At 58.4% G+C, this 26,540-nt stretch carries 15 protein-coding genes and 1 tRNA gene; 5 read left to right on the plus strand and 11 right to left on the minus strand.

Annotated elements, in window-relative coordinates:
* Positions 1-321: 321 nt before the first annotated feature.
* The 4 genes from R6U20_RS02090 to R6U20_RS02105 are packed head-to-tail and all read left to right on the plus strand — an operon-like array spanning position 322 to position 7,206.
* Positions 322-3,123, plus strand: a complete 2,802-nt coding sequence (locus R6U20_RS02090; protein ID WP_410336218.1) for a TonB-dependent receptor domain-containing protein — start codon at positions 322-324, stop codon at positions 3,121-3,123.
* A gap of 53 nt (positions 3,124-3,176) precedes the next feature.
* A complete protein-coding gene (locus R6U20_RS02095) occupies positions 3,177-4,508 on the plus strand; it encodes a DUF4876 domain-containing protein (protein ID WP_410336219.1) in 1,332 nt (443 codons plus the stop codon).
* Positions 4,508-6,061: a DUF6850 family outer membrane beta-barrel protein gene (locus R6U20_RS02100; protein WP_410336220.1), complete on the plus strand. Its 1,554-nt coding sequence runs from the start codon at positions 4,508-4,510 to the stop codon at positions 6,059-6,061. Before R6U20_RS02095 ends, R6U20_RS02100 begins: the two co-directional genes overlap by 1 nt.
* Positions 6,061-7,206 carry a cytochrome-c peroxidase gene (locus R6U20_RS02105; protein ID WP_410336221.1) on the plus strand — a complete coding sequence of 382 codons (1,146 nt, stop codon included), beginning with the start codon at positions 6,061-6,063 and terminating at the stop codon, positions 7,204-7,206. Before R6U20_RS02100 ends, R6U20_RS02105 begins: the two co-directional genes overlap by 1 nt.
* Positions 7,207-7,215: 9 nt before the next feature.
* Here R6U20_RS02105 and R6U20_RS02110 read toward each other — a convergent pair whose 3' ends face one another.
* From R6U20_RS02110 to R6U20_RS02140, 7 genes are all read right to left on the minus strand, one after another.
* A complete protein-coding gene (locus R6U20_RS02110) occupies positions 7,216-8,022 on the minus strand; it encodes an alpha/beta fold hydrolase (RefSeq protein WP_410336222.1) in 807 nt (268 codons plus the stop codon).
* Positions 8,023-8,135: 113 nt separating this feature from the next.
* Positions 8,136-10,802, minus strand: a complete 2,667-nt coding sequence (locus tag R6U20_RS02115) for a tetratricopeptide repeat protein (RefSeq protein WP_410336223.1) — start codon at positions 10,800-10,802, stop codon at positions 8,136-8,138.
* A 228-nt stretch (positions 10,803-11,030) separates the two neighbouring features.
* A complete protein-coding gene (locus tag R6U20_RS02120) occupies positions 11,031-11,696 on the minus strand; it encodes a porin family protein (protein WP_410336224.1) in 666 nt (221 codons plus the stop codon).
* A gap of 162 nt (positions 11,697-11,858) precedes the next feature.
* Positions 11,859-11,931, minus strand: a tRNA-Ala gene (locus tag R6U20_RS02125).
* A 95-nt stretch (positions 11,932-12,026) separates the two neighbouring features.
* A complete protein-coding gene (locus R6U20_RS02130) occupies positions 12,027-13,010 on the minus strand; it encodes a ribose-phosphate diphosphokinase (protein WP_410336225.1) in 984 nt (327 codons plus the stop codon).
* A 36-nt stretch (positions 13,011-13,046) separates the two neighbouring features.
* Positions 13,047-13,382, minus strand: coding sequence for a hypothetical protein (locus R6U20_RS02135; protein WP_410336226.1), 336 nt, complete (start codon positions 13,380-13,382; stop codon positions 13,047-13,049).
* 107 nt (positions 13,383-13,489) lie between these two features.
* A complete protein-coding gene (locus R6U20_RS02140) occupies positions 13,490-14,269 on the minus strand; it encodes a metallophosphoesterase family protein (RefSeq protein ID WP_410336227.1) in 780 nt (259 codons plus the stop codon).
* Between the two features lie 170 nt (positions 14,270-14,439).
* On the opposite strand from R6U20_RS02140, the gene R6U20_RS02145 reads away from it, so the two are divergent.
* Positions 14,440-15,678, plus strand: a complete 1,239-nt coding sequence (locus tag R6U20_RS02145; RefSeq protein ID WP_410336228.1) for a D-alanine--D-alanine ligase family protein — start codon at positions 14,440-14,442, stop codon at positions 15,676-15,678.
* A gap of 29 nt (positions 15,679-15,707) precedes the next feature.
* Here R6U20_RS02145 and R6U20_RS02150 read toward each other — a convergent pair whose 3' ends face one another.
* From R6U20_RS02150 to R6U20_RS02165, 4 genes are all read right to left on the minus strand, one after another.
* On the minus strand, positions 15,708-16,172 hold the full coding sequence (locus tag R6U20_RS02150; RefSeq protein WP_410336229.1) for a hypothetical protein: 465 nt from the start codon (positions 16,170-16,172) through the stop codon (positions 15,708-15,710).
* Positions 16,169-16,735, minus strand: coding sequence for an exosortase X (xrtX, locus tag R6U20_RS02155; protein WP_410336230.1), 567 nt, complete (start codon positions 16,733-16,735; stop codon positions 16,169-16,171). The genes R6U20_RS02150 and xrtX overlap by 4 nt, the downstream gene beginning before the upstream one ends.
* Before the next feature lie 245 nt (positions 16,736-16,980).
* Positions 16,981-17,430, minus strand: a complete 450-nt coding sequence (locus tag R6U20_RS02160) for a hypothetical protein (protein WP_410336231.1) — start codon at positions 17,428-17,430, stop codon at positions 16,981-16,983.
* Between the two features lie 132 nt (positions 17,431-17,562).
* Positions 17,563-26,082: a choice-of-anchor D domain-containing protein gene (locus R6U20_RS02165; RefSeq protein WP_410336232.1), complete on the minus strand. Its 8,520-nt coding sequence runs from the start codon at positions 26,080-26,082 to the stop codon at positions 17,563-17,565.
* Positions 26,083-26,540 lie beyond the last annotated feature (458 nt).

Here is a 26,540-nt window from a genome sequence, read left to right on the forward strand (position 1 = left end):
CAAAAGGATGGGTTCAGATGAATGGTTTCCCCTCCATCCTACCCTTCCTCCCCGGGGAGGAAGGGTAGGATGGAGGGGAAACCATTCATCTGAACCCATCCTTTTGGGGGGGACATGCCCCTATGAAGAGTCGTATGACTTTTGTCGTGTACTGTAGGCGACGGCTCCTTTGTCGTTTCACCCTTTTTAACCGATCCTGAACAGGGGTAGACTTGCAATCTTACCTTATTTTGATTAGGTCTAAATAGTCACAGGTAAAATATATGTGGCGTCCTGCAAACCCACGCGGCCTGCAAACTTCTACGAACGCCCCAGAGCGGTATGCGCTCTTTTCGGATTCACGTGTTAATGCTGTTTTGCACAGCCAGCGTAGCCGCTGCGCTGGGCCCTTTTGAGAGTGCGGCACAGCCGTTTGTCATTGAAGGCCACGTGACAGACACAAACGAGCAGCCCCTGATTCAAGCTACGCTGCACGTACAGGCGCTGGATGCTTACGCCGTCACGGATGAAAACGGGCAGTACCAGATAGAACTGGACGGGCTGCCTGCCGACCGCACTGTCGAGATAAACGTGCGTTACGTGGGCATGCGGTCGGAAACGCGCATCGTGTCGTTTCCAGACGACAGCACACGCGTTACTGAGCATGTCGTCATGCAACCTCGGGATCTCTACATGTCCGAGGTTACAGTAACAGCAGAACGAGGCGGCAACCGGGCCTCCAACTCCACATACCGAATCGGACGCGAGGCCATTGAGCAGTCACAGGCGAGCAGCCTGGGCGAGTTGCTTCAGCTTATTCCAGGCCAACGCGTGCAGAACGCACCGCTGCAGAGCGCGCAGACGATCAACTTTCGATCGCAGTTCGCCGCCGAAGCAGGAGCCGACGAGCCGTTCAGCCGCAACAACGCGTTCGGCATTGGCATCTACGTGAACGACCAGCCGCTGAACAACAATGCCAATATGCAGGGCCTGAACCCGATTTCGAGCAGTGCGGGGTCGGGCGCAACAGGACGTGGGTTTGAGGCGCTCGGTGGTACGAACCGCTTCAATGAGAATACCTACGACGAGGGGGAAACGCCCGGCGGTGGGTTCGACCTGCGTGAGATTCCAGTGGGCAATATCGAAGAGGTGGAGGTCGTGCAGGGCGTCTCTTCGGCCAAGTATGGCGATATTACCGAAGGGGCCATCCACGTGGAGACCGTAGCCGGACGGTCGCCCTTGAACCTGAACCTGCGCCACACCGGCGGCAACACCAATGTATCCGCCGACAGGGGATTTCGGCTTTCCAACAGCCATGCTCTTAACGTGAGCGCCGACTACCTCTACAGCAATGCCGACCCACGCGACCGCATCAAGTCGTACAACCGGATCGGCGGGTCGCTTTTGTGGACGGGCTACTTTGGCACGCGTAATCGCATTCAGAACACCATGCGCGTGTCGTATCGCACCACGCTCGACGACTTTCAGGTGGATCCGGATTTGGGTACCGCAAAGCGAGTGTACTACCGGAATCGCCGCTTCTCGGCATCAAACCGGCTCCGCATTAGTCAGGATACGCCACTTTTCGATCGCATCACAGTGAACGCCGGAATTACAGCAGGATCCAGCGTATCTCACCAAGACCGGTTTGTGAATCCCGGCGTTCAGCCAGTCACCGGATCCAAAGAAGAGGGCGCACACACCGGCACGTATCATCCGGCGAATTACCGCACGACGCGCGAGATTCGCGGGCAGCCGCTCTCGGTGAACCTGCGGCTCGACATCGACCGCTCGTTCGCGTATGGCGAATGGGCGCACACGGTGACGTACGGCGCGACCTCCAGCCTGGAGGCCAACTACGGCGAAGGACGTGTGCTGAATCCGCTGCGTCCGCTCACGTTTTCGGGCGGAAGCGGAGCCGAGCGCCCCGAGTCGTACGAGGAGATGGAGCCGCAGCTCTGGCAGGCGGGCGGCTACGTCGAAAATGCGGTCGAAGGGCCGTTGTGGGGACGTACGCTGCGGGCCTCGATTGGCTTGCGCACTGATGTGCAGAATCAGCGGGCCAGCTATTCGCCGCGCCTCAACATGCGTTACGATGTGTCCGAGACGATTTCGCTAAACGGCGGGTACGGCATTCAGGTGAAGGCCCCCGGCCTCATCCATCTGTATCCTGGCACGGATTACCAGGACTACCCGCTGCTCAACTACTACACTGGCAGTCTGCGAGAGAGCGTGTACCAGGTCTATACGCGCACCCGCACCAATCTGACCCAGGAACTGGGACCTACGACGTCGTATCGCCGCGAAATTGGTGCTGCATACAACCACAAGGGCTTCACCATCAACGCCACGCTGTTCTACAACACCACCAAAGACGGCTTCTCAACCCGCGTAGAGCCCGACATCCTGGAACTGCCCGAGTATGAAGTCACGGGCTTCAACGAGGACGGCAGCCCGCAGGTCGCCGAAACGGGCACCGACCGCGTGCTCACCACGCAGGGCTTCGTGACCAACTCGCTGCGCACGAGCAATTGGGGCGTAGAACTGACCGGCAATACCCCGCGCATCGAAGCTATACAGACCACGCTCAACTTTAGTGTGGCGTTCTACAACAGCTACTACTTCGACAACTCCGAAAACATCGACCTGACGCGGCGCGGTGAGGTACAGCCTTCCGACGACATCTTGTACGGCATCTACCCGCCCAGCGAGCGGCGCAGCGGACGCATCAACGCGCTGGTTACGTCGACCCACCACTTTTCAGAACTGGGCTTTATCCTGAATCTGAAGTCGGAAGCCTTTCTCTACAATTACACGCAGCGCCTGGGCAGCAGCAACCGCCCGCTCGCTTACATCAACGGCGACCTGGAGCGGGCCGAGATTGCCCCGGAAGAGCAGACCGACCCGCGCTTCGACGTGCTCGACCGCGATCCGGTGGAGGGCTCGTTCAGCCGCGACCCACGCTTTGTGTACTTCAACGTTCACCTGAACCTGAGCAAAGAACTGGGCGACGCCGCGCGCCTCTCCTTCTTTGCCAACAACTTTTTGAACATCCGGCCCGAGGCGACAAGCCCCGATGGCCAATCCGTACGCACGCTCAACGAACCGCCCTATTTTGGGATGAGCCTTGCGCTCACGCTGTAGCCGGCGTATCCGCACATAGTTTTTTGTTATTCTGTTTCTCTCCGCATTCTGACATGACCAACCGTTTACCATTTTCGTGCTCTGCTTTCGTGCTTCTGGTATGCAGCAGTCTGCTGCTTGCGGCTTGCGACTCGCCCACGGGCGTGGAGCCGGTCGATGTTGAACTGGAGGTGCGCTTCAGCCAGGAATACGGCGGCGAACCTGCCACGGGCGCCGAAGTCACCCTCATCAATGTCGAATCACAAGAATCGTACGACGACACCGTCAACGACAACGGGCTGATCTCTTTCCAGGATCTGCCTGCAGGCAGTTACGACGTTGAGGCTTCCCTAACGTACACTTCCAGCGAGTTTCAAGACCGCTTTGGCACCTTGCCCGAGAGCGACGAGGTCTCGTTCAATGCCTCGCAGCGCACCGTGCAGATTGCCGAAGGGGTAGAGCTGCCCGCCCTTGAGCTGACGGCCGGCTCGTTTGGCAACCTCGTCTTTAAGCAAGTCTACTACGCCGGGTCGGACCCGCTGGAGGGCGCGCTCTTCCGCGACCAGTTCATCGAGATCCACAACAACTCCAGTGAGACAGAATACCTCGACGGACTCTACATCATGAGTGCCTACGGGAATAACAACCCGGACCGCGATGAATTCGTACAGCCGAATGGCCAGTTCGACTGGAATCAGTCCATTGGCATGCCGTCTACCATCGACGCAAACGAAGATTACATCTACACGCGCTGGCTCTACCAGATTCCGGGCAGCGGCCAAGAGTATCCGCTGGAGCCGGGCGAGAGCGTGGTCATCGCCCAGACCGCCGTCAACCACAAGGCCCCCTTTGAAGGCAACGACGGCGACGTCATTGAGGTGGAGGATCCATCGCTCACTGTGGACCTGAGCGATGCCGACTTTGAGGTGTACCTTGGCGACGAACTCGATCGCCCCCTCGCGTCGGATCTCGACAACCCAAGCGTGCCCAACATGATTCCGTACTATATCTTCGGTACCGATCTCATTATGGATACGAGTGGCCGCGCCGGGTATGCCATGTTCCGTTCCGACACACCGGCCGATGAACTGCCGCGCTACCCCTCGCCCATCAGCCGCGAAATTCGTGACAACACGACCACCTACATTCAGGTGCCCACCGATCTGGTGATCGACGCGGTGCAGGTACAGCCTGCGCCCAACGACCAGGTCCCGCCGGACCTGCAGGACGCCCTTGACGCTGGCTTTGCCTTTGTGCCTGGCGGGCGCTTCTCGTCCAACTCGATTATCCGCAAAGAAGGGCGGCAGCTTGGCGATCGCACGGTGCTGCAAGACACCAATAACTCCAGCGACGACTTCACCTCGCTGGACCGCGCCGAGCCGCGCATCGATGCCCCACAGAACTGATGCGTTATTTCTTCTGCACATGTGGCATCTGGCTTGTGCTGGCCGGGTGGGCTGTGCTTGGCCCGACCTTGGGTCAGGCACAGTCCACCACGGGCCCCCACCGCCTCCTGCAAAGCGCGCCGGATGCTGTCTTCGACCGCCTGGCCACGCTACCGCTGCGTCCGTATCTGCTGGATACAACGCGCGGACGCACCACGCTGGGCGGATCGCGGCGTACGGGGGCGTTCCGCTCCGCGCAGATGCCTGCCACACGCCACGGCATCCAGTTTCAGTCGCACGGCGCCACGCGGTTTCGAGGGCTGCACGTGGAGGGGGCCTTTGCCTATCGCAAGGAGTTGGAGCAGTCGCTGGGCTGGAAGCTCTCTCGCACCGTGGCCGATGTGCCGTACTACTTCGCGAATATCGAACCCGGCGACTGGGACAACGACCGTTATCATGTGCGCTTCAATGCCGCACGTCCGCTTCCCGGTGCCGAGCGCATTGTGTTGGGCCTCGGCGCTGATTATGCGCTCGAACAGCATGCCCGGTACAACGATCCGCGCCCCATCATCCGCTACTACGACCTGTTCGTAGAAGGCCAGCTTGGCATCCACCTGACTAATTCGCAGCTGCTCTCGGCCTATGCAGGCTGGGGCAACGCAACCGAAGATGCCTCGGTGCGCAACTACGACGAATCGAACGATAGCTTCGGTGCACGGCGCTATAACATCTTCACTGTGGCGGGCTGGGGCAGCTACCGGCGGCAGCAACGATTTCGCTACGAGCGTCCGGTGTCGCGCTACGCCGTGGGCGGAAGTTACTTCATCGAGCGCGATGCATGGCGCCTCAATAACGAGCTCACGTATACCCACGCCGCCATGGAGTTCGACCGTGTGGGCACCTCCGGCGGGCAGCGCACCGAAGATCGCATTGGCACGTACACGCACCGCACCGTTGAAAATCGGCTGTTTGCGGACCGTCCCGGCTCCGCGCGTCCACAGCAACTATTCGTGCGCACGACCTACCACGATGGCTACGACACGAACCAGCTGTTCGGCGGGAGCAACTACTTCTTTCAGCATCTGGATCAGCAGGTCCGATACCGGCACGGCATCGTGGGCACGTGGCTTCAGGTAGAGGGCGGTGCAAGATTTGAGTGGATGCAGAAGGAGGATCGTAACGCCTCGCATCGATACGACATGCAGCGCGTAGAAGCCGACCTGGGCACCTATGCCACGTTTAGCGGACCCTGGCTCACCTACACGGTAGGCGCACGTGGCGGATACCGCTACCACCCGCAGTCGGCAATCAACGTCGGCCCCGACCGCGCCAACGTGTTCACTGAGTGGGTCGTGTATCCAGAGTACCTCTACCGCACAACCGATCTGGCCTACAGCACAGTAGCGTTGAAACTGGAGCGCACGGTGCAGAATGTGCGCGCTGGTGTGCAGATCGGAGCGCGGGTCGATGTGCCCACCGTTGTTCCAGATCCTCCGGCGGCTCAAACGGTGCAGCACCGGCCCGAGGGCACCCGCTACCAGGCGTTCTTCCGTCTCACGTTTTCGGATTCGTAATGCATCGTGCGTTAACCATCGGTCTTTCGCTGACCCCGCTGCTTCTGCTGCTTGTGATTGGGTCGGGCGTGCTGGATGACGAGGCCTCCTCGCCCCACCCCGATTACGATGCATTGCGCACACAGTACAGCGCCGACCCGGCGGACTGGCCCGCTCCGGAGGTCGCCGACTCCATTGACTGGGAGCCGCTGGGCCCGCTGCCCGACCCACCTGTGCGCGGCATAGACAGCCTGGACGCCGTTGTGGAACTGGGCAAAACGCTGTTCTTCGATCCGCGCCTGTCGTCGTCGGATCAGATCTCGTGCGCGTCGTGTCATGATCCGGAGTGGTCGTGGGGCAACGCGCGCTCGGTGGGCATTGGGCATGACCATCAGGAGGGCCGTCGCAATGTGCCGTCACTGGCGAACATCTGGGCCATGGAAACACTGCTCTGGGATGGGCGCGCCAGCACGCTTGAGGAGCACGCCGTGCATCCCATCGAAGACCCGACCGAGATGAACATGGATCTGGAGGCTCTGCCTGCCAAGCTCGAAGCCATCGAGGGCTATGCCCCGCTCTTTGCTGAGAGTTTTGGCGATGCGACGGTTACTATCGAGCGCATCACCCGGGCACTGGCGCAGTTTCAGCGCACTATCAAATCGCGCACGAGCGACTTCGACCGCTTTTTGAACGGGCGTTCCGACGCGCTCTCGGATGAGGCACTGCACGGGCTGCACCTCTTCCGTACCAAAGGCAGTTGCATGAGCTGCCACCACGGTCCCCGCTTCACCGACGAGAAGTTCCACAATCTGGGTCTACACTTCTATGGGCGCTCAATCGAAGACCTCGGCCGCTACGACGTGACGGGCAACCCCGACGACATGGGCCGCTTCCGCACGCCCAGTCTGCGCGACGTAGCCCACACCGGTCCGTGGATGCACAACGGCATGGTAGATGAACTTTCGGGCGTGCTGGTGATGTACAACAACGGCATGGTCCGCCCGCGCCCCAACGACGCCGTAAAAGACGAGCCGCATTTCCCTGAAACGTCGCCGCTACTTGAGGAACTGGACCTGACCGACGACGAACTCAGCGCGCTGGAGGCCTTTCTGGAATCTATATCGGCCCCTCCGTTCCGCAGGCAACGCCCTGAGCTACCGCAGTAGGTACTGGGACTACGCCATACTCTGTTCTCGCTCCACACGCTCTATGAACGCACGTAGCAACGCGTTCACCGCATCAGGACGCTCAACGGGGAGGGCGTGCCGCGCATCCGCAACAACGGCAAGCTGGGCATTCGGCATGGCGCGCACATGTTGTTGTTTGGCGGATGCAGGGGTGTAGTCGTCGTCTGCGGTGACCACCAGCACCGGATGCTGGATGGTGGGCAACTGGTTTTCCACGCTCCACCCCACGAGTCCATCGATCGAAGCCAGATACGCCTCCTTGTTGTTTTCGGCCCATCGCTCGATGAACTGCCTACGCAGCTCCTGCTGGTCGGACTTGATGAACAGCTTACGCGCCAAGAGGCGCCCCACCCGGCGCATGCCGAGCGCCTGTACAGCCCCGCGCCGCGACCAGTAGAAGGCGTAATCGCCAAGGCCGTTGAGTTGCACGCCAGGCACGCTGTTTATGATTGTGCCACTCCGCACCACCTCGGGCGTGTGGACAAGCAGTTCGTACGTAATCATACCGCCCATCGACAGGCCCACCAGATGGGCAGGCGAGGCGTCGATTTTGCGCAGCCAGACGGCCACATCGCGAGCCATCTGCGCAATGCTGTACGGCCCTTCGGGCGTGCTGGTGTGACCATGCCCGCGCAGGTCGCACGTCAGCACGCGAAAGTCGGATGCAAGGGCCTCAACCTGCGGCGCCCAGTCGCGTCCGCTCGACCCCAGGCCATGAATGAATACCAGCGGTGGTGCATCGCGCTCGGTGTCGGTGTAGTGCAGCGCAATGTCGTCGACAGCAAGTGTAGGCATGGCGGTTAGACAGCAAACAAGGGCATCGACACGGTACAGCAGATGCGCCTCACGAAGAGGCGATTCCACAACGCGCTTACAGACCGCTTCGGAGCGGTGCCTGGCGCTGTGTACTACGGCTGGGAGTGTGTCTGTGCTATGCGCGGCGTTGTACGCTGCACATCGCGCGCGTACTGCAAACGCTGACTGGGCGTATACAACGAGTCGCTGCCGTCCAGCGATGCGAGAATGGTTGTACCCGCCTGGAGCAACGAGTCGCTCTGTGCTGCTCCTTCTTGTTGTTGGGCAATCAGCGCCCCGTAGTGCACATTGGCCAGCCCCCGCTCTAACGACGAGTCGGGGTGGATGTCCTGCACCGTCTGAAAAGCATCGTCAATACGAGACTGGCTAACAGCCTCATCACGGAGTGTACTGCGTGCGTATCCAAGATCGATTTGGGTACGCACCACAAACGAGTGGTCGGAGTCCAGCGTAGTTTTAAAGATGCGAAGCGCCTCCTGAAACGCTGTTCGTGCCTCAGGTACCCGATTCGTGTACAAGTAAAGCATACCCATTTCACGCAGCGTCATAGCCGTACCAGTATGCGGATTCTCATGCAAGGCCCGGCGCACCGATAGCGTTTTCTGAAAGAGCGAGTCGGCCTCCTGAAAATCGCCCTGATCTCGCACAGCCATAGCCAAGTTATTTAGGGTGAGGGCGACCGTTTCGTGTTCGGTACCATAGATTTCGCGACGCATCTGCAACGCCTCATCCAGCAGCTCCTTGGCTGCTTGAAAGCGGCCCTGGTTCATGTAGAGCGCCCCCAGACTGCTCAGGCTCATCGCCAACTGCGGATGCGGGGTCTCCAGCGCAGCGCGTTGTCCACGAATAGCCTGCCGGTACCGCTCTTCGGCAGCGGCATAGTCCCCCAAGTTATGCAAAGTGAGGCCGGCACGCTTTACGCTCTCCAGCGTTTCGGGGTGATTCGGCCCCAGCGCGGTTCGGCGCAGCTGAACGTTGTCGCGATGGAGCGCCAGGGCCTGGTCATACTCCCCCTGGCGCCGCAACACATAGGCCAGCCGATGCTGGGTGCGGGCTCGGTCGAGCAGCCGTGCGTCGCCTAACTGATTCCAGATGCCCAGCGACTGGCGCAAGGCGGCTTCGGCCTCCTCAAAGTCGTCGTTTGCAGCCAGTAGCGCACCTTTCTGTTTCAACCCCTCGGCCCGCTCTGGATGATTGAGCGGCAGGTGGCGGCTTTGCAGTTCGAGCGCGCGCTCAATGAGCGGACGCGCATCGTCGTATTCGCCCACCCGCCGATACACGCGGCCCAGCGCCAGCCGCACCTGTGCTTCCACTTCGGGCTGTCCGTCGATATGCTCCACGCGTGCCAGACCATGGTTTAGCAGGTCGCGCGGCGTGATGGCTCCGCCCCGCGCTTCCGCCGGATCGCCCATTTCGATGAGATCAACCATGAATGATGTGACGGCCTCTGCCGTTTCGGCATGACGCTCTGCTGTCGTGCGCTCGGTAGAAAGACGATGCACATGAAAGAGGCTCAATCCTACAAACAGGAGCACCCCCCCTGCCGCCGCCATAACGGCGGACCGGTTGCGCTGCACGAACTTACGCATGCGGTACCACCACGTTACGGGCCGGGCCTGCACCGGATGGTCGTTCAGGTAGCGGGTTAAATCGGCAGCAAACTCCTGCGCCGACCGGTAGCGGCGCGTTGGCTCCCTGCGCAATGCCTTCAGCACCACGGTGTCCAGGTCCGTTGTCAGGGATGTACCCGGGTCGTCTGTCCACGTAGGCGGTTCAGATGCCGACCGGACTGCCGAGGAGGGCGGTGGAGGTGCTGTGTCAAGAATGGCTTCTTGAACCGACGTATCGGAATTACGAAACGGGTGCGTACCTGTGAGTATGTGATACGCCAACACACCCAGCTGGTAGATGTCGGTCGCAGTGGTAATGGTGCCGCCCTTAATCTGCTCAGGAGCCGCGTAGGCGGGCGTCATAGGGCACTCGCCTGTGCGCGTCAGGGCCTGCGATGTGTCGTGGGGAGTAGGATGGATGAGCTTGGCAATGCCAAAATCAAGCAGTTTTACCGTGCCTGACTCTGTAACCAGGATGTTGTCGGGTTTGAGGTCGCGGTGCACCACCAGGTTCTGATGCGCATGCTGCAAAGCTTCGCAGACGGTGCGCAGGAGCTTCAAGCGGCCTTTCAGCGAGCATTCATGCGCCGCGCAGTAGTCGGTAAGCGGCACCCCGTCTACATACTCCATGACCAAGTACGGATGCCCCGCCTCTGTGAGGCCGCCATCGAGCAGACGTGCAATGTTGGGATGATTCAGCCGCGCAAGGATCTGGCGCTCGGCCTGAAAGCGCGCCACGCGATGATCCGTCTCGAAATAGCGTGGCAATAGCTTAATTGCCACATGTTGTTTGTAGTGCCCATCGGCTCGTTCGGCGCGATACACGACACTCATGCCCCCCGTGCCGATGCGTTCAATAAGCCGGTACGGCCCCACATACGAATCAGCTTTATCCTCATGGGGCAAGACTACATTAGACAGCGTCTCGTCGCCCAGTAATGAACGCGTGGCTGCTGCACCTCCTTGATCCAGAAAATCTATAGTCTGCTCACTGGCACGGAGCATCGCCTCCACTTCGGCGCGCAAGTCCGGGTCGTTGCATACCTCGTTGAGAAACGATGCTCGCTCCTCACATGGTCGCTGTAGAACAAGGTCCAACAGCTCCATCGCACGCGTCCACTGTTCCGTGTCTATATGCTCAATGCTCATAGCATGATGCTGCCCTCTCTAAAACAACCAGTGCACTGAGGCCCCCTGTATTGTTTAGAGATGATTTAGAGGGTTTAACGAAACGCGACTTCAACATTTTTGCATATTCACGACATATTTAGTATACCAGGGATCCTCCTTACTGTCAACCCCGCTCCAGCACGAAACGCAAAAAGACGCTTTCTGAAAAGAACGGGGCGTACGATTCAAGGCGGTCTGCGCCTACACCTAAAACTGGACTCCCAGGGCCACACTCATCCCCCGATTCTGAAGCGAATCGCCTGCGGGCTCTTTCATAAGTTCGGTGAGCCCTCGGTGGTAGCGAGCATCGACCGTGATCGTCTGGTAATTGATGTTGATGTCGAGCCCTGCTCCCACCACAGCACTGATCTCTGTGCGACGTATCTGGTCGCGCAACGAGGGCGCTTCTGGAGATGGTTGGTCTGCTGTTCGCTTGGCGCTCATGTTGAATCCGACCGCAGGTCCCGCAAGCACGCGTCCGGCGATCCCATCCCCAATAGGCCATCGTGTGCCTACCATTAGCGGAAACTCTATATAGTTCATCTTCATGGTAACGGTGGTCGATCCGTTGGGGATGGACTGCCGTTCGCGGGCGCCCTTCTGCACATAGGCTGTGCTGAATTCGATCATGAAATGGTCCGACAGCGGTATACGGGCGGTGCCTGCAAGCATCCAGCCTGTACGACGGTTGGGATCGCTCCAGAGCTCCGCTCCCGACACGGTCGTGAATGTGCGCCCGGCCTTGATGCCCAATTCAGCATTGAGCTGGGCCTGTGCGGGCTGTAGACTGCTTCCAAGACTAACAATGAGAACGAAGAACGGGATCAGCCCTCTGATACCGCTGTGCCTGTCTACCTCTGTATTTGTGTCCATTGTATTGACGGGGCATTGAATGCATGCATGGTGTGGTGTCGTGGGGGACACAGTTGAGAGGGGGACAGGTGTATGGTATACGAAGATATGCCTGTAACATGCAAACAGCCCATAAAAAAACCCCCGGCCTGGCCAGTGTGGCCACGTCGGGGGCGGGGGCAGTGGAGCTAAGCGGATTCGAACCGCTGACCTCTGCAGTGCGATTGCAGCGCTCTACCAACTGAGCTATAGCCCCATTGGATATGTGCAGTGTATCGTAACATCCGCTTCAGACCTCGGTTCCGACCTGAATTTTCTGCGATGTGATCTTTCATTTAACCCTGTGCGGACTTAGAGCACGCCTGTCGGCAGCACGGCGTCGAGTTGTTCAGCACACGTGGGAGCCACATCAACGACATGGAGGCGTTCTGCAAGGGGCGTATCGGCAACCCGGTCTTCGGGGATGGTGTTAGCCACCAATACCCCTTTGATTCCCACCTCGGCCAGCCGCACCGGCGCCGGATCGACCAGCAAGCCATGCGTAGCTGCGGCCCACACGGCATGGGCTCCGTGCTCGTAGCACGTGCGCACAGCCTGTGCCATGGTGCCGCCTGTGCTAATCATATCATCGACCACGATAACCGTGCGGCCCTCTACGCGACCGGTAAACGCATCTTGCGTCACCTTATCGGGTCGGATCCGCTGCTTGTGCACCATAGCCAGTTCGATGGACTCGCGCTCTGGCGTCGCGAGCGCCTTGGCCCATGCCTGGGCTCGCTTCCATGCCCCTACGTCGGGCGCGCACACCGCGAGGGGGGCCTCTGGTGGCAGGTGGCTGCGCAAATCCGCTGCCATAGCAGGCACCGGGTTCACCGACCAGGTGGGCCCCGGAAACGCGTTGTGAAGCGCAGCAGGCGTATGCACATCTACCGTGAGGACCCCCGATAATCCGGCCTGGTGCAGATGCTGCGCCACTACGCGCAGCCCCAACAGATCCGTAGGGGTCGTCTTGGTGTCGCTGCGGGCATAGCCCAGATACGGCATCACTCCAATGCAACGTGTAACGCCTGCTGTCTTTAGCTGGTGCAGCCCAAATATGACCTGCATGAGCCGGTCGTGCAAGCTTGTCGATTCGGTGGCCGCCAGCGAAACCGCTAACACAGCGGTTTGGGGGATGCTTCCCGGCGGCCATTGCACATCCATTTCGCCATCTGGAAAATGCGTAAGGATCGCTTCAGTGCACGGGCTATCCAATGCATGTGCCAGCCGCTGAGCAAACGGCCTGTCGGAGCTTACAGTCAGACAACCCAGAGATGCGCCAGGCATGTGCGGCATGGTGTATGAGGAGCGGAGGACGTACGTATCAGAGAATTACACGGCGCGGTCTTCAGCACACTGCGGGCAGTCGAGCCACTCTTCGGCAGGAATCGACGTTAGGGCTTGCGGACTGGCACCGCGTTCAAACACTGGACGCAGGAGAATGTCGCCTTCGGCATAGAAGGTGCCGCAGGTGTGGCATGCGGCCGCATGATCAAGCTGCACAGGTGTATATCCCGCAATCACCCATCCGTCGTGTCCAGTATGTGTCGCTAAGCTCTCCAATGCCGCCCGTACCGTGCGCGACTTATTGCCACCGTAGTAGGTACGTGCCAGCTCGTTCAGCAGCGCGACGGCTTCCTCGTCGAGCGTAAAGTTGAGTCGCTTCATAGGACTGAAGTACGTACAATAGTTTTTCGCAATGTGTACGGCAGTTGCCTTTAAAAGATCAGCCTTGCGACCCGCAGCCGTGGCCATTGAAACCCTACGCCTCTCGGCTACTGGCCATTATGTAATCGTTGTGCAAGCCGGCGCGGTAAGCCTTCGGCTTGAATCCGGGAGGCGGCCCCGTCCACGTCGTATGCAAAGCGCACGCAGCGGTGAATGCGTGCTTCGGTATCGAACAGCACCAGACTCCCTTTGGCCGTATGGTCGCGCGGCTGGCCGACACTGCCTACGTTGATCAGATAGCGGTGTCCAGTACGCACCTCAAACACGCCCAGCGCGTCCGCAATGACAGCGGGAATGTGCGTGTGTCCGGTAAAGCAGAACGGCGTGTCGAAGTGTTCAAACTGCGCTCGGATGTCGCCGTATGCAGATAGCCGTTTCCAAGATGCAGGGACATCTGGAGAGGCGTGCACCAAGGTGCATCGGCCCACCGTATCTATGAGCGGCAGATCTCGGAGAAAGGCTCGCTGCGCATCAGTAAGCACCGATCGGTGATAGATTGCAGCTTGCTGCGCATCAGCCGGCAGGTCGGCAAGTCCTTCGCCCGTGGCTACAACGCGGTCGTGGTTGCCTTGCACAACGTGGGTACACCGTTCCTGCACCAGATCCACACACGGACCCGGATCGGCGTTATAGCCGACAATATCGCCCAAGCAGTAGATGGCTTCCACATCCGCCTTGTCTATAATGCGAAAGGCCGCTTGCAGCGCGTGCAGGTTAGCATGAATGTCGGACAGAACAGCAATCCGCACAGGAGTGTCGGGTTGGAACGCAAACGATGAATGTGCAACATACTGACTAAAGGCGTCGAGCACAACTGCGCGTGCCATCCCTGATCTCGTTTGACACGCAATCAACGAAGGGCCCAGGCACGCTCCCTCCTCTTTTCCCGCAAAACCATATGCGCAGCAGGCAAACCCGCTCTGGCGTTGCTGGTATGCTGCTCTCAAGGCGACCGGCGCCTGTTCTTCGCTCTGTGTTGAATCAACTACGTAGTGTTGTGGACTCTTCGTTGTGTACGGTTGGCGTTGTGCTGGGCGGCGTGGCCCCTGAGCATGAGGTATCGATTATTTCGGCACTCCAAGCCGCTGCGGCTCTCGACCGTGAGCGCTACCGGCCTGTGCCGCTCTACGTCGCGAAAGACGGCACCTGGTACACGGGCGATGCCCTGCTGGAGGTGGATACCTATCGCGACATGGATAGGCTCCGCGAACAGGCTACACCCGTAGCGCTGCATCCAGGGGGATACGGAACGCTCCGCGTGGTGGAGGTGCCTCCTGAATCGCGCTGGCAACGGATGCGCCACGCACCGCTGCGTCACGACATTGACGTGATGCTGCTGGGGCTGCATGGCGGGCCGGGCGAGGATGGCAGCATGCAGGGGCTGTGCGAAACCATGGGCGTGCCCTACACCGGAAGTGGCGTGCTGGGCTCAGCCATCGGTATGGATAAAGGGCTGTCGAAGCAGTTGTGTCAGCAGGCGGATATTCCGGTTGTTGACTTTGTGGTGCTGCGCGACGGCACGTGGGCCCACCACGAAGAGGAGCAGCTTACGCGCTGCATCGACACGCTGGGGCTGCCGCTCATTGTAAAGCCCACCCGGTGCGGCTCCTCAATTGGCATTGCCCGTGCCGACACGCGCGCCGAACTCAACGCAGCCATCGAAGACGCCTTCCGATACGACAGCAAGGTCATTGTGGAAGAGGCCGTGTCGGACCTGCGCGAAATCAATTGCTCGGTGCTGGGCACACCGACCGACGCTACGCCCAGTGTCTTGGAAGAGCCCGTTCCATCGGCAGAAGAGGATGTGCTTTCGTTCCAGGACAAGTACATGCGCGAATCCGATAGCAACACGGGCGGATCCAAAACGGGCGGTCCCGAGGGCATGGCTGCACTCGACCGCATCATCCCTGCCGAGCTGGACGACGCTACTGCCGCTTCGATTCAGGAGATGGCGGTACAGATTTTTCAGTTGTTCGAGTGTGCGGGCATTGCACGCATCGACTTTATGATGGACCGTACCACAGGCACGGTGTACTTCAACGAGATTAACACGATTCCAGGCTCATTCTCCTTCTATCTATGGGAGCCGAGCGGCATTCCATTCGACGAATTGATGCACCGCACCATTCAGGCCGCGCAACAGCGGTTCACAGCAGACCGCGGTCGTATCCGCACGTATGATGTAAACTTGCTCTCCGAGCGCAGCTTGTCCGGACTCAAGGGAAGCAAGTCCTAAGAGAAGCAGAGGGGTAGCCGTGGTAGCGCCTACGTACGCTGGCGATGGCGCACCCACAGCGCAACAGGCACCCCAATGCTGTATAAGTCCACGCCATACGTCTGCAAAAATCCAGCAAGCACGGCTGCACCCGGCCACTGCATAAGGGCTGCGCTCCAGGATGCCACAACGAGCCCAAACAACATGCAGTGTCCGACCCAAAACAAGGCCCAGTAGGGGCGCTTCGGAAATGCTGCAATCAGAAATAGAGCCGGAAGCAGAAAAGGAATGCCCGCTGGGGCAGGTACAGACGTTTCCGTGTCCCCCGGTAGAGCGATGCGTACGGGGCCTCCGCGAGCTTGTACCGCCGCCTCGGTCGGAGCGCTCCATTGCAGCACCGGGGCAGCAACCTGATTCAGCACCACTGTGCGGGCAGGGCGCCAGGCGGTCCAGTACCCCACAAATAGCAGTCCCATCAGCAGCAAGCGAACAGCAATTGCGCGAAGCGTGCTCATGAAGAAAGCGCAGGCGTTTGAGCCGACGAGGGCGAGGAGGTGGCGTCGTTATCAGAGGGAGAGGAGGTCTCTTCATTGAGATGTGCCCACGCCATCCAGAGCCCAAACACGACCACGTAGAAGAAGGTCGTCATCCCAAACGAATGCATCGGATCGAATGCCGCGGGCCAGTACAGTTGGAGGCCCAGCATCACGACCACGCGGAAGACATTCGCAGCGTAGATGGCGAAGATGCCCATTGGGATAAACCAGAGCCGATGCTTCCACGACCCCGGAAAGGCAACCACGAACCCAATGAACAGCCCGATGGTCGTGAGTCCATTGCAACCGTTTATGATTCGCACGCCCGGCACGCCCGCCATGAGCACGGATCGATACTCGGCAACGGCCTCAAATCCGAATGTATTGATGATGGACGCGGTAACGTATGCCACATTTACCGAGAGCCACTCGTCGAGCCGTCCGTCGGGAAGCAGATACAGATCATACGCGACGTACCACACGCCGTAGATCGCGAGTCCTTTGAGGAGAAACGTCAGAACAGACTGATAGCGCGTCCACATGCGTAGAGAGCGAATACGTTCAGAGCAATTACACGCGCTTGGTATCCTCGTGATACCTGCTGCGTTCCCAACAGGACGATGCTGAACCGAACGATGACCAACGCACCACGCCTGTCCTCAACCCAGAAGGGGCTAAAGACAGGCGTGTTGTGCACAGTTTACAGCAAGATCGCTGGACGGTCCAGCTATGAGAACGAGCCTCTCGCTTCATTAATGAGGCGCTCATCAGCTTTCCCATACAGTATTTAGGGACGCTCGGGCGGACTTGCAAACGGCGTAGCAGCGGCTTCATTCGAGCCTTCACTTTCCGCTTCTCCGCTTCGCGTTGTAGCCGTCACGCGGTAGTAATAGGTTGTGCCATTATCAACTTCACCGTCTGTAAAAGAGAGCCCTGAAACCCCTGTTTCTACGGGTTCATCGGGCAAATCGCCAATCGGGGAAGTAGACCGATACACGCTGTACGACACAACGTAAGAATCTACGGGCTCCACTTCTTCCCAAGACAGCCCAATCTCTCCAGTTCCTGACTCGGCTGTTAAGCCTGAAGGCGTGCCTGGCGTTTCGGGTGTTGGGAGATCAGGAACCTCAACAAGATTGCCATCATCACCGCAGCCTGTTTGCACAAGCATACCCAGCGCCAGGCATCCAATGAGCAACAGTTGTGCGAATCGTTCGGAGTGTAGAGAACGCGTCATAGTAGTCAGAACGTTTTTTATAGTACGCATGGTGTAGCGGCTAAATCAGCATGGAAGGTACATCAGAACAGAAATTACCCCCATGCCCTCCACCAGGACTATTTCCGGTGGAGGGCGGGGCAGCAGTATGGGTTACCGCACTACTGTGATCTTCTGCGTGAGCGTTTCTCCTCCCACATGCAGGCGTCCGAAGTAGACGCCGCTGGCCAGATCGTTAGCATCGAACTGCATCTCGTGCACGCCGGCTTGCTTACGCTCATTTGTCAGCGTAGCGACACGGCGGCCCAGCATGTCGTACACCTCGAAGCGTACGTCTTCAGCCTCAGTGAGCGTGTACTGTACCGTGGCCTGGCTTTGCACCGGGTTCGGGTATGCCGTGAGCGTAATCTCGGTCGGCAGGACCTCTTCGACCTCGCCGTCTACGTAGGCTCTTGTGCCCAATGCCACGCGCAGCGTGACTTCGTCACTGGCAGGCTCAAGAGTGACCACGTCGTTGGTTTTCAGGTCGTACGTGGTTCCTGTCTCCGGATACAGCAGGGCAGCCTCGCGTCCGTTGAGTGATGCCATGAGATCCCGAACACGAATCTCGACGGGGCCTTCGGACTGCGTGCGCAGCGTGAGATCGAAGGTTTCGCCTTCGCCGTCAAGGGTGCGCTGGCTCCGCATCAGGGGCGGCCTGTCTTCTTCCGAATCAAGAGCCTGGTCAGCGTCCGGCTGGATACGCAAGCTCACTGCTTCGAAGTCACTGGGCGGCCCCACAATGGAGGCAGCGGTCGTGCTCGATTCCGTGATCCCGAGTTGAACCGTCGAGGTCAGTTCGGGACGATCAACCAGCGTAGCCGACATGCTCATGAGCGGATCGGTTTCTGGATCAGCGTCCGCTGTTGTAGAGGGCGGCTCGGGCTGCTCTTCGCCAGGTTGCAGAACCAGCTCATTGAGCCCGCCGTCATTCAGGAAGTAGTACGCTTCTCCGCTCATAGCAGAGCTGAGCGTTTCTTCCTCGCTGAAGGAGCCGTTGAATGCCCAGATGGGCTGGAAGCTACCCTCGTTGAGCGCTTCCACATCACTCCATTCCAGGTCAGTGCCCATTGGATTCGAGATGATGTTCCAGCCCTCGTGCAGCGGAACTGCAACGCGTCCATCGGGCTGCTCCAGCTCAATGGCACTATACTCGCCCTGGTGCTCCCAGGCATTTTGTCCGGTGAGCCAGAAGCCGCGTCCGGGTTCGAAGGTAAACGTTTCTGACCCGTCGAACTGAACGATTCCATCTTCTCCGCTATCCCAGAACGCTTGCCAGTCGAGCCCAGCTTCGCCATCGACAATGTCGTCCATCGACAGGCTTATGGAACCGGGCAAGGCTACGAGGCGGTAGTTGGTAGCATCAGCAGCCTGGCCGCCGAAGTCGCGATTCACGTCCACCGCGAGCTGCCCAACCGTTACGACGAAGTTGGTTTGCACTTCTCCTTCGGCGTTGCGGGCTCGTATCTCTACGCGCGAGGTCCCCGCACCGGTTGGGGTCACCGTCAAGGTATTGTCGCTCAAATCGGTGTCTATCACCGCCGGGTTGGTCGCCTCAATGTCAATGTCGAGTCCTTCGCCAAGCGGGTCATTGAACACGTCGTTGATATCAACCGTCAGGGCCTCGCCACCAAGCGTGAGCTGTTGGTCTGCCGGAGCGTTAGCAATCTCTGGGCCATCTTCGCCCACCACCGAGAGCACTGCTGGCACAAAGCCAAAGGTAGCCTGTGGGTCGTTGGTAGACACGCCAAGCCCGAAGGGCCCTTCCTGTCCGTACACGCCCACATCGAGCCCTTCAGAGTCGAAGGTCACCTGCACCGGTTCGCTTTCACCGCTTTCGATGGAGCCCGCGACGGGGTCTACATCGGTGATGAACTCGGGGACCAAAGCGATATCTACCGCCAGGTTATTCTCGATGTAGCTGGTGTTGAAAGCCACCTGCAAGCCATCTTCGCCTGCGGGGCCTTCCATCCCAACTGTGCCGAGCGATGTGTTGCCATCCATATCCAGATACTGATAGCGAACCATACCCTCGGGAGTCAGGATGATCTGGAAGGTGAAGGAGTCTTCTGTTTCCCCAAAGGCGAAGGGCGGAATTTCATCGTACTGCACGATAAAGCGATCATTTTCGCTGTCGTGGTACGTGTAGACCTCACCGCCCGCATCAGGATTCAGGTCCGTCCAGAACGGCGCAACGATTCCATTTGGATCATCGGTGTTCGGGATTTCCTGGTTGATGAAGTAGTTTCCGCTCGGACTGTCGAAGTACAGGAATCCGTTGTTATCCACACGGACGCTTGCCTTCGTTTCCCCGTAGAACGGGAAGTCGAACGGCAGATCAACTTCAACGGATGGCGTACCGACGAAGTCATCGGTAAGGTCGAGTGCTTCGCCGTCTTCACTGATATCCACCCACTCGAAGGAAGGGCCGCCAAACTCATTGCTGTCAATCCAGCGATAGCCGAAGTTGTCCGGTCCGCCTGCGCCAAGTTCCACAGGGTGCCCCTGACCAGCATGCGGATCGGCGTCGCCCTTATCAAAGGAGCGTGTGCCATTCACCACACTGGAAGTGTTGTTTGGCTCCACCCCCGGCTGGCTTAATACATTTTGCGCAGCGAACGTGGGGAAGCTGTACTCCATCGTACTTCCAGATTCTCCGTCGTTGGAAACGGTAAGCTCAACCTGCTCCTGTGTGTCTGGGGCCTGAACGCTTTGAAGCACTTCAGGGTTGAGCGCCAGAACAGGCGGCTCTAAGCCTTCGCCTTCTACTGGCAGCGTCACCGTCTCATCCTCTCCGATGTTCGTCTGCAGTGTGATGGCGCCAGAACGCGTTCCAACGGCCGTCGGGGCAAATTCTACGCTCACTTCGGTCGTATCATCGCGCACATCAAACTCCAGGTCGTCTTCGATGATGAAGTCCTCAGAATCGGACGTTACGCTGTCGATGATGAGCGGGTTACCGCCGGCGTTGCTGATTTCGAACGTCAGCGTTCGGCTGGCGCCAACCAGTGTACCATCAAAGGTGAGCGATTCCGGATCCAGTGCCACCTCGGGCGGACCGGCATCTACGAGCAGGTCTACCGGCACGTCGAGCACACTTTGCAGCGGATCGTTATTCAGGATCCGGATGCTGCCCGTGTACGGTCCCGGATCAACATCTCCATTGAACGTGATGGCCAGTTCTTGCTCGCCACCCGGCGTAACTGTGCCTTCGTTCGGCTCAACCGTTACGGCGTCTGCCGGTAGCGGACGCACACCCGGTTCGCCTTCAACTTCAGAGAAGCCGTCGGCACGCAGGAGCCAGTTGCCCGGGAAGCCATCCTCTCCAAGATTATCGACCAGCGCTGCACCACTCAGGTCGGTTTCGTCTATGCTTTCACCAAATGCAGCCCAGGAAGCCTGCTGAGATCCACTGCTTTGGTCAAGCGGAGCAGGGAACTCCTCATCCGTATATCCGCGAACGACTGCAGCTATGAAGAACACGCCTTCCACATCAGTGGGGGCAATCTCTTCAGTGGTAAACTCATCAGTCTCTGGAGCCTGGATGCTTGTCTCGACTGACTCAAGAAGCACTGCATCCTCAGGGTTACCGTCATTATTGGGGTCATTATACAAGAAGAGCTCTGCATCTCGCTCTTCCGATACACTTGCCCATGCTGATCCTATGGCGTCAATGGTCGTTGCCTCCTCTACTGTCTCGAAGGCATTGATCCATATAATGTCTCCGCCACCGGCGCCAAGTGCCGTTTCAGAGCTTCCGTCGTCTAACTGGTAGACGAAATCACTGGCCTGGTAGGGCGCAGGCTCGGCATCGGACACACGCTGTGCCTCCAGAGACGATGCGATGGTGGATGAGGGTGTAGCGTGTTGGCCTGTAAACGAAGCCGCCACGGCAGATGGCGCGAGGTTTGCCGCTCCACCCACAATGTCGATCTCATACTCGAGTTCGCCTTCCCCCGCGTTGCTTACGAGGAGCGTTTCTTCAAGGGTCTCCTCGATCGGAACGGTTACGTCGAAGGCCTCCGGATCCGCAGCGATTTCAGGCGCTGCAAGTCCCTCGCCAACAACAGCCACCTCGGCGGTGGGCTTGTCCTCAGCGTTGCTTTCGATCGCGATGGTTCCAACACGGACGCCCGTTTCGGTTGGTGTAAACTCAACCTCTACCTCGGCACTTTCTGCATAGGCAAGCTCCGGTACCGATGACGTCGTCACCGTGAAGTCGTCGCTGGCTGATTCGATGCCTGATACCGCCAGCGTGTCGCTTCCGAGATTTGTGATCTCGAAGGTCTGTGTGCCGGTGCCACCGACAAGCCGGTCTTCAAACTCCAGCGTGCTCGGATCCAGCACAATCTGTGGCGGACCGGCGTCAATGAAGAGTTCGACGGGGACATCGAGCGGGCTGTTCGCAAAGTCGTTGCTGAAAAGGCTGATGTTGCCCTCATAGATGCCCGGATCAGCGGATGTACCGTCGAAGGTTACTGTCAGGTCATCGCTCGATCCAGGGGAAACTGCCCCTTCGCTTGGCGATACGGCAACGATCTGCGCTCCCGCATCGGCGCGGAGCAGCCAGTTTCCTGGGAGTCCTACGTCATCGACGTTGGCTGGCGGCACATCGTTGGCCGTCAGATCCTCAGCATCAAACGCGTTGGGCGTTGTTGAGCCGACCACCCAGGAGGCTCCTTGTGAATCATCCTGATCTTGTGGAGCAGGGAATTCGGCATTTGGCCCGCCCTGCTGATCTTGATAGAGGGTGGCGATGAAGAAGGTACCCTCAACCGGGGTTGGGGAGATTGAGGCCTCGGTAAACTCATCCGTATGAGGATCCTGGACGTCTACCTCAACACGCTCAAGCAAGACCGCATCGCTGGGGTCGCCGTCATCGTTTGGATCCTCGTAGAGCAGGAATTCGGCGGGCCGGCCTTCAGGCACACCTTCTTGCCCTTCAGCGCCCCAGGCCGATGCAATTGTGGTAATCGTTGCCTCGCCTTCGATAACCTGGAAGGCGTTCATCCACATTACATCACCGCCGTCGGTAAGCCCAATGGCATCTTCGGAGCTTCCGTCATCGAGTTGATAGACGAAATCGCTGGCTTGAAAGGGCTGCTGCCCAGTCGAGCGCTCACTGCCGGATGTACCGAAGGCGCTTTTGCTCACTTGTGACGACGCATCGCCAGTGAAGGGAGCAGCTACAGAACTTGGATCCACATCCTGGCCGTTGCTGGTAAACACAGCCTCGTATTCAAGGTCTTCTGCATCCGAACCGGCTGTGTTGCTCACGGCAAGGGTGCGTTCGAGTGTTTCGCCCAGATCAACAGTCACGTCAAAGGCGTCTGGGTCCACAGCAATCTCAGGTGCGATGAGCCCTTCCCCGCTCAGCGGAACCGTCAGTTCCGGCTCATTATCCGCGTTGCTTTCGATGGTCAAAGCCCCGCTGATCTCGCCACTTGCGGACGGTGCAAACGTGACCGGAATGCTTACCGGTGCATCGTCGAACCCAATCGTGATCGGTGTTTCAGCATCGACCGAGAAATCGTCACTGTCGGACGTGATGCTGGTAATTTCGAGTGGGTTGCCTCCCGAATTGCGGACCTCTACTTCGGAGACGGTCTCGTCTCCCTCAATCACAGGATCGAACGTGATTTCGTCCGGGTCTGCGGCAATCGCAGGCGGCCCGGCATCCACTGTGATGTTAAACGGGATGAGCGTCGTTTCGGCACCCGGATCGTTCGTGGAAAGTGCTAACTCGTTTACGTATTCATCTGGAGCTACTCCTGTCGCATCAAGGCTTACCGTTACATCTTCATTGCTGCCTCCTCCGAGCGATCCAGAAGCAGGGCTTACGTCTGCAATGAAGTCGGGGATGGACTCAATATCGATGGCAAGCTCATCTTCGACGTAGCTGGTGTTAAACGCTACCTGAAGTCCATCAGTACCCAGGGCATCTTCGATACCCACGGTCGCCGACTCGCTCGGAGTCATTGACAGGTACTGGTATCTGATGCCTCCATTTGAGCGCAGGATAACTTGAAACGTGTTTGATCCATCTCCGCCGAAGAACGGGACATCCGTATACTGGACGATAAACTGATTCCCATCGGCCAAGTAATGGATTGAGCCGCCTCCACTGGGATCGAGATCATCCCAGAAAGGCGCGATGAAGTCGTTTGGCTGATCTGTACTTGGGATTTCATCGTTTGAGAAGTCTGTTCCATTGGTTCCAAATGTCAGATATCCATTCGAGCCAATGGTAACTTCTTCTTTCGTCTCTCCATAGAAGTCGAAGCTGAATGGCAAATCAACTGTCTCTGCGTCATCATCACCAAGCGAGACAGACGTGCCCTCATCGGTAATATCCGTCCAGTTGAAGGACGGCCCGCCGGTTTCGTTGCTGTCAATCCAGCTGTACCCGAATTCATCGGGACCTCCGGCTCCCAGGAGTACGGGATGCCCAGCTCCTGCGTCAGGGTCTTCGCCCTTACTGAAAGAACGCGAGCCCACTACGCTCGACGTGTTGTTTGGCTCTACGCCGGGCTGACTTAGCACGTTCTGTGCTGCAAACCCAGGGAAGCTATACTCCAGCGTGCTTTCAGCCGAGCCCGTGTTCTCAATGTTAAGCGTCGTGGTTTTCGTCCCATTCACCTCGATCGTTTCCGTTACTTCATCGGGCGTCAGGGTCAACGCAGGGGCAGGTCCTGTGCTCGCTGATGGCGAATTAGAAAGGTCGGAAGCAGTGCCCAGCGCATCAATGGCCTTGATTGAGAAGTGTACTTCCTCATCAAACGGCAGCCCTTCAGCGGTGAAGTTTTCGGTTGTACCAGCTTCTTCAGGTGCAGGCAGGCCTTCAATTCGCGTAGCATTGTCAAAGTCCTCTTCGGTCTCAATCGGACCGTCGGTGCTGTAGCGCAGATCGTACGATGTAGCGCGCCCTTCACTTTCAGCCTCGCCCGTGGCGGTCCACCGCAAGTTTACAACAGCACCCGGCGTTACGCTATTCGGAGTAACCACTGTCAGGTCCTCGATGGGATCCGGCGGTGTTTCTTCTGCTGATAAGGCCGCAAATGCATTGACACGTGGGCCAATAGGTTCATCGGCGATCGTTTCATCGCCTGTAGCCACGAGCCGCGTTTCCACTTGCTCGGCGGTAAAGCCAGGCTGGTTCGAGGCGATCAGGGCTGCGGCGCCTGCAACGTGCGGTGCCGCCATGGAAGTGCCGACCCATGCATCGCCGCCATAGGTGCCTTGTGAGGTGTGCAGGGTGCTAATGGTGGGGTGGTCAAATGCCTCGCCGGTCGGCGCCGAGATGTCAACCCAGTCGCCAAAGTTTGAGCCGGAGTACTTGTCGTCGTCATGCTGGGTACCGGCTACAGCAAAAGCAGGCTCGTAGAATCCCGGGTACCATTCGTCGTCTGAATCACTGTTCCCTGCAGCTACGACTACAATACCGCCATCGATCGGAGCATCGGGGCCACCGGCTTCGGCAACGAAGTAGTCGATCGCGTCGAGCACAGGCTGCTCGAACGTGCCAGGACTGGTGTATCCCCAACTGTTATTTGAAATGACAGCGCCATTGTCAGCACCATAGACTAAGGCTTCGGCGAACCCACCTACGTTGCCCCCAAATGTGAGCCCCGTCATGATGCGCACGCCGCTGTCGGTTGTGCCATCGCCGCCGGCTACGCTGGCTACCCCTTCACCGTTGTTGTTGCGCGCTGCAACAGTGCCCGACACATGCAGGCCGTGCGAGTTTGTTTCTTGTGCGGGGTCTACAATTTCGGGATTCGCGGTGTCGTCAGCAAAGTTGTAGCCGTAGATGTCGTCGACATACCCGTTGCCACAGGTGTCTTCCTCATCTTCTTCTTCGCAGGGGTTCTCCCAAAGCATGCCCTGCATATCAGGGTGATCGAGCTCAATGCCCGAGTCGATCACCTGCACAACGACATCAGGACTTCCTGTTTCGATGTCATGAGCTTCGGGCAAGCTGATGTCGGCCCCTGGCGTTCCACCGGTCTGACCGGTGTTGTTGAAATGCCACTGGTCCTCAAAAAGGGGGTCATTGGGAATGTCAGCCTGGCCTTGCTCTACGCTCTCAACAAGCGCTCGGACGCGCTCATTGCGCTCTGCCGGCGTGCCGGTATGCTTCTTTTCCAACACATGATCGGCCACTTCGACATTGGCATCGGCGTGATAGGCACTCACTGCTTCCCGTGTCAGGCTTTCCTCATCTTGCTCAAGATATACACGGTACCAGCGGTCGAGCCCCCATTCGGCATGGCGCTCGGCATGGCGCTGATCGGTCGGAAACATGCGCTCTATGCGCTGCGCGCCGAATTGGGCGCTAAGCTGATCGATGCTGCTGATGCCCATCTGCGCAACATCGCCTTCATTTGATAGGCTGATGCCCGACTTTGCGCTTTCGCTCACCTTGACGTGAAACACGCCATTCACGAGCGCATCGCTGGGCGCGTCATGGTTCAGCTCTTGCCCCCAGGCGGTTGATACCACCAGAAGTAGAGCCATCATCACAGGCCACGCACGGGCGGCGTGTCCTTTCCACACATCCCACGCTGACGCGATGCCGTCTGGCAACAGATTGGTCCCTTTAGAAAAGGTATCTGTATCATTCCAATGCTCCATAGCTGGAATCCGTATCTATCTAAAAAATAGCTATCGAAACTGCGTGACCTTTTGTATTCGCATTTGCCTACACACATCACGTCAATGTGCAGGAGAAAATCTGGCTCACGAGGACACTGTAGTACGAATATCATTCGTCGCACAACAGTGCTGCAGGACACCCAGAGGTGTGCCGCTGTGTGTACCTAAGGATTTTCAGCTTATACGCATCATTACACGCAACTCGAGACGACGTACTTCGCTTGCGTGCTGAGGGGACAAGAACGCACTAACGCATCAAAACGGTACGCTTACTTCTTATGATGCGCATATCATCGTAACAGGTACTTAACAGAAGGTCAAACGTAGTCGCCAGACAAGATATGAACAAGACATGAACTAAAATGAGTTGCCACACAGATAAAATGGACTGACATTCGTTTATTTGCCTATCATGTTTACACCTATTACTGTGTCAC

The sequence above is a fragment of the Longimonas sp. genome (genome assembly GCF_046498435.1).
Classification (GTDB): domain Bacteria; phylum Bacteroidota; class Rhodothermia; order Rhodothermales; family Salinibacteraceae; genus Longimonas.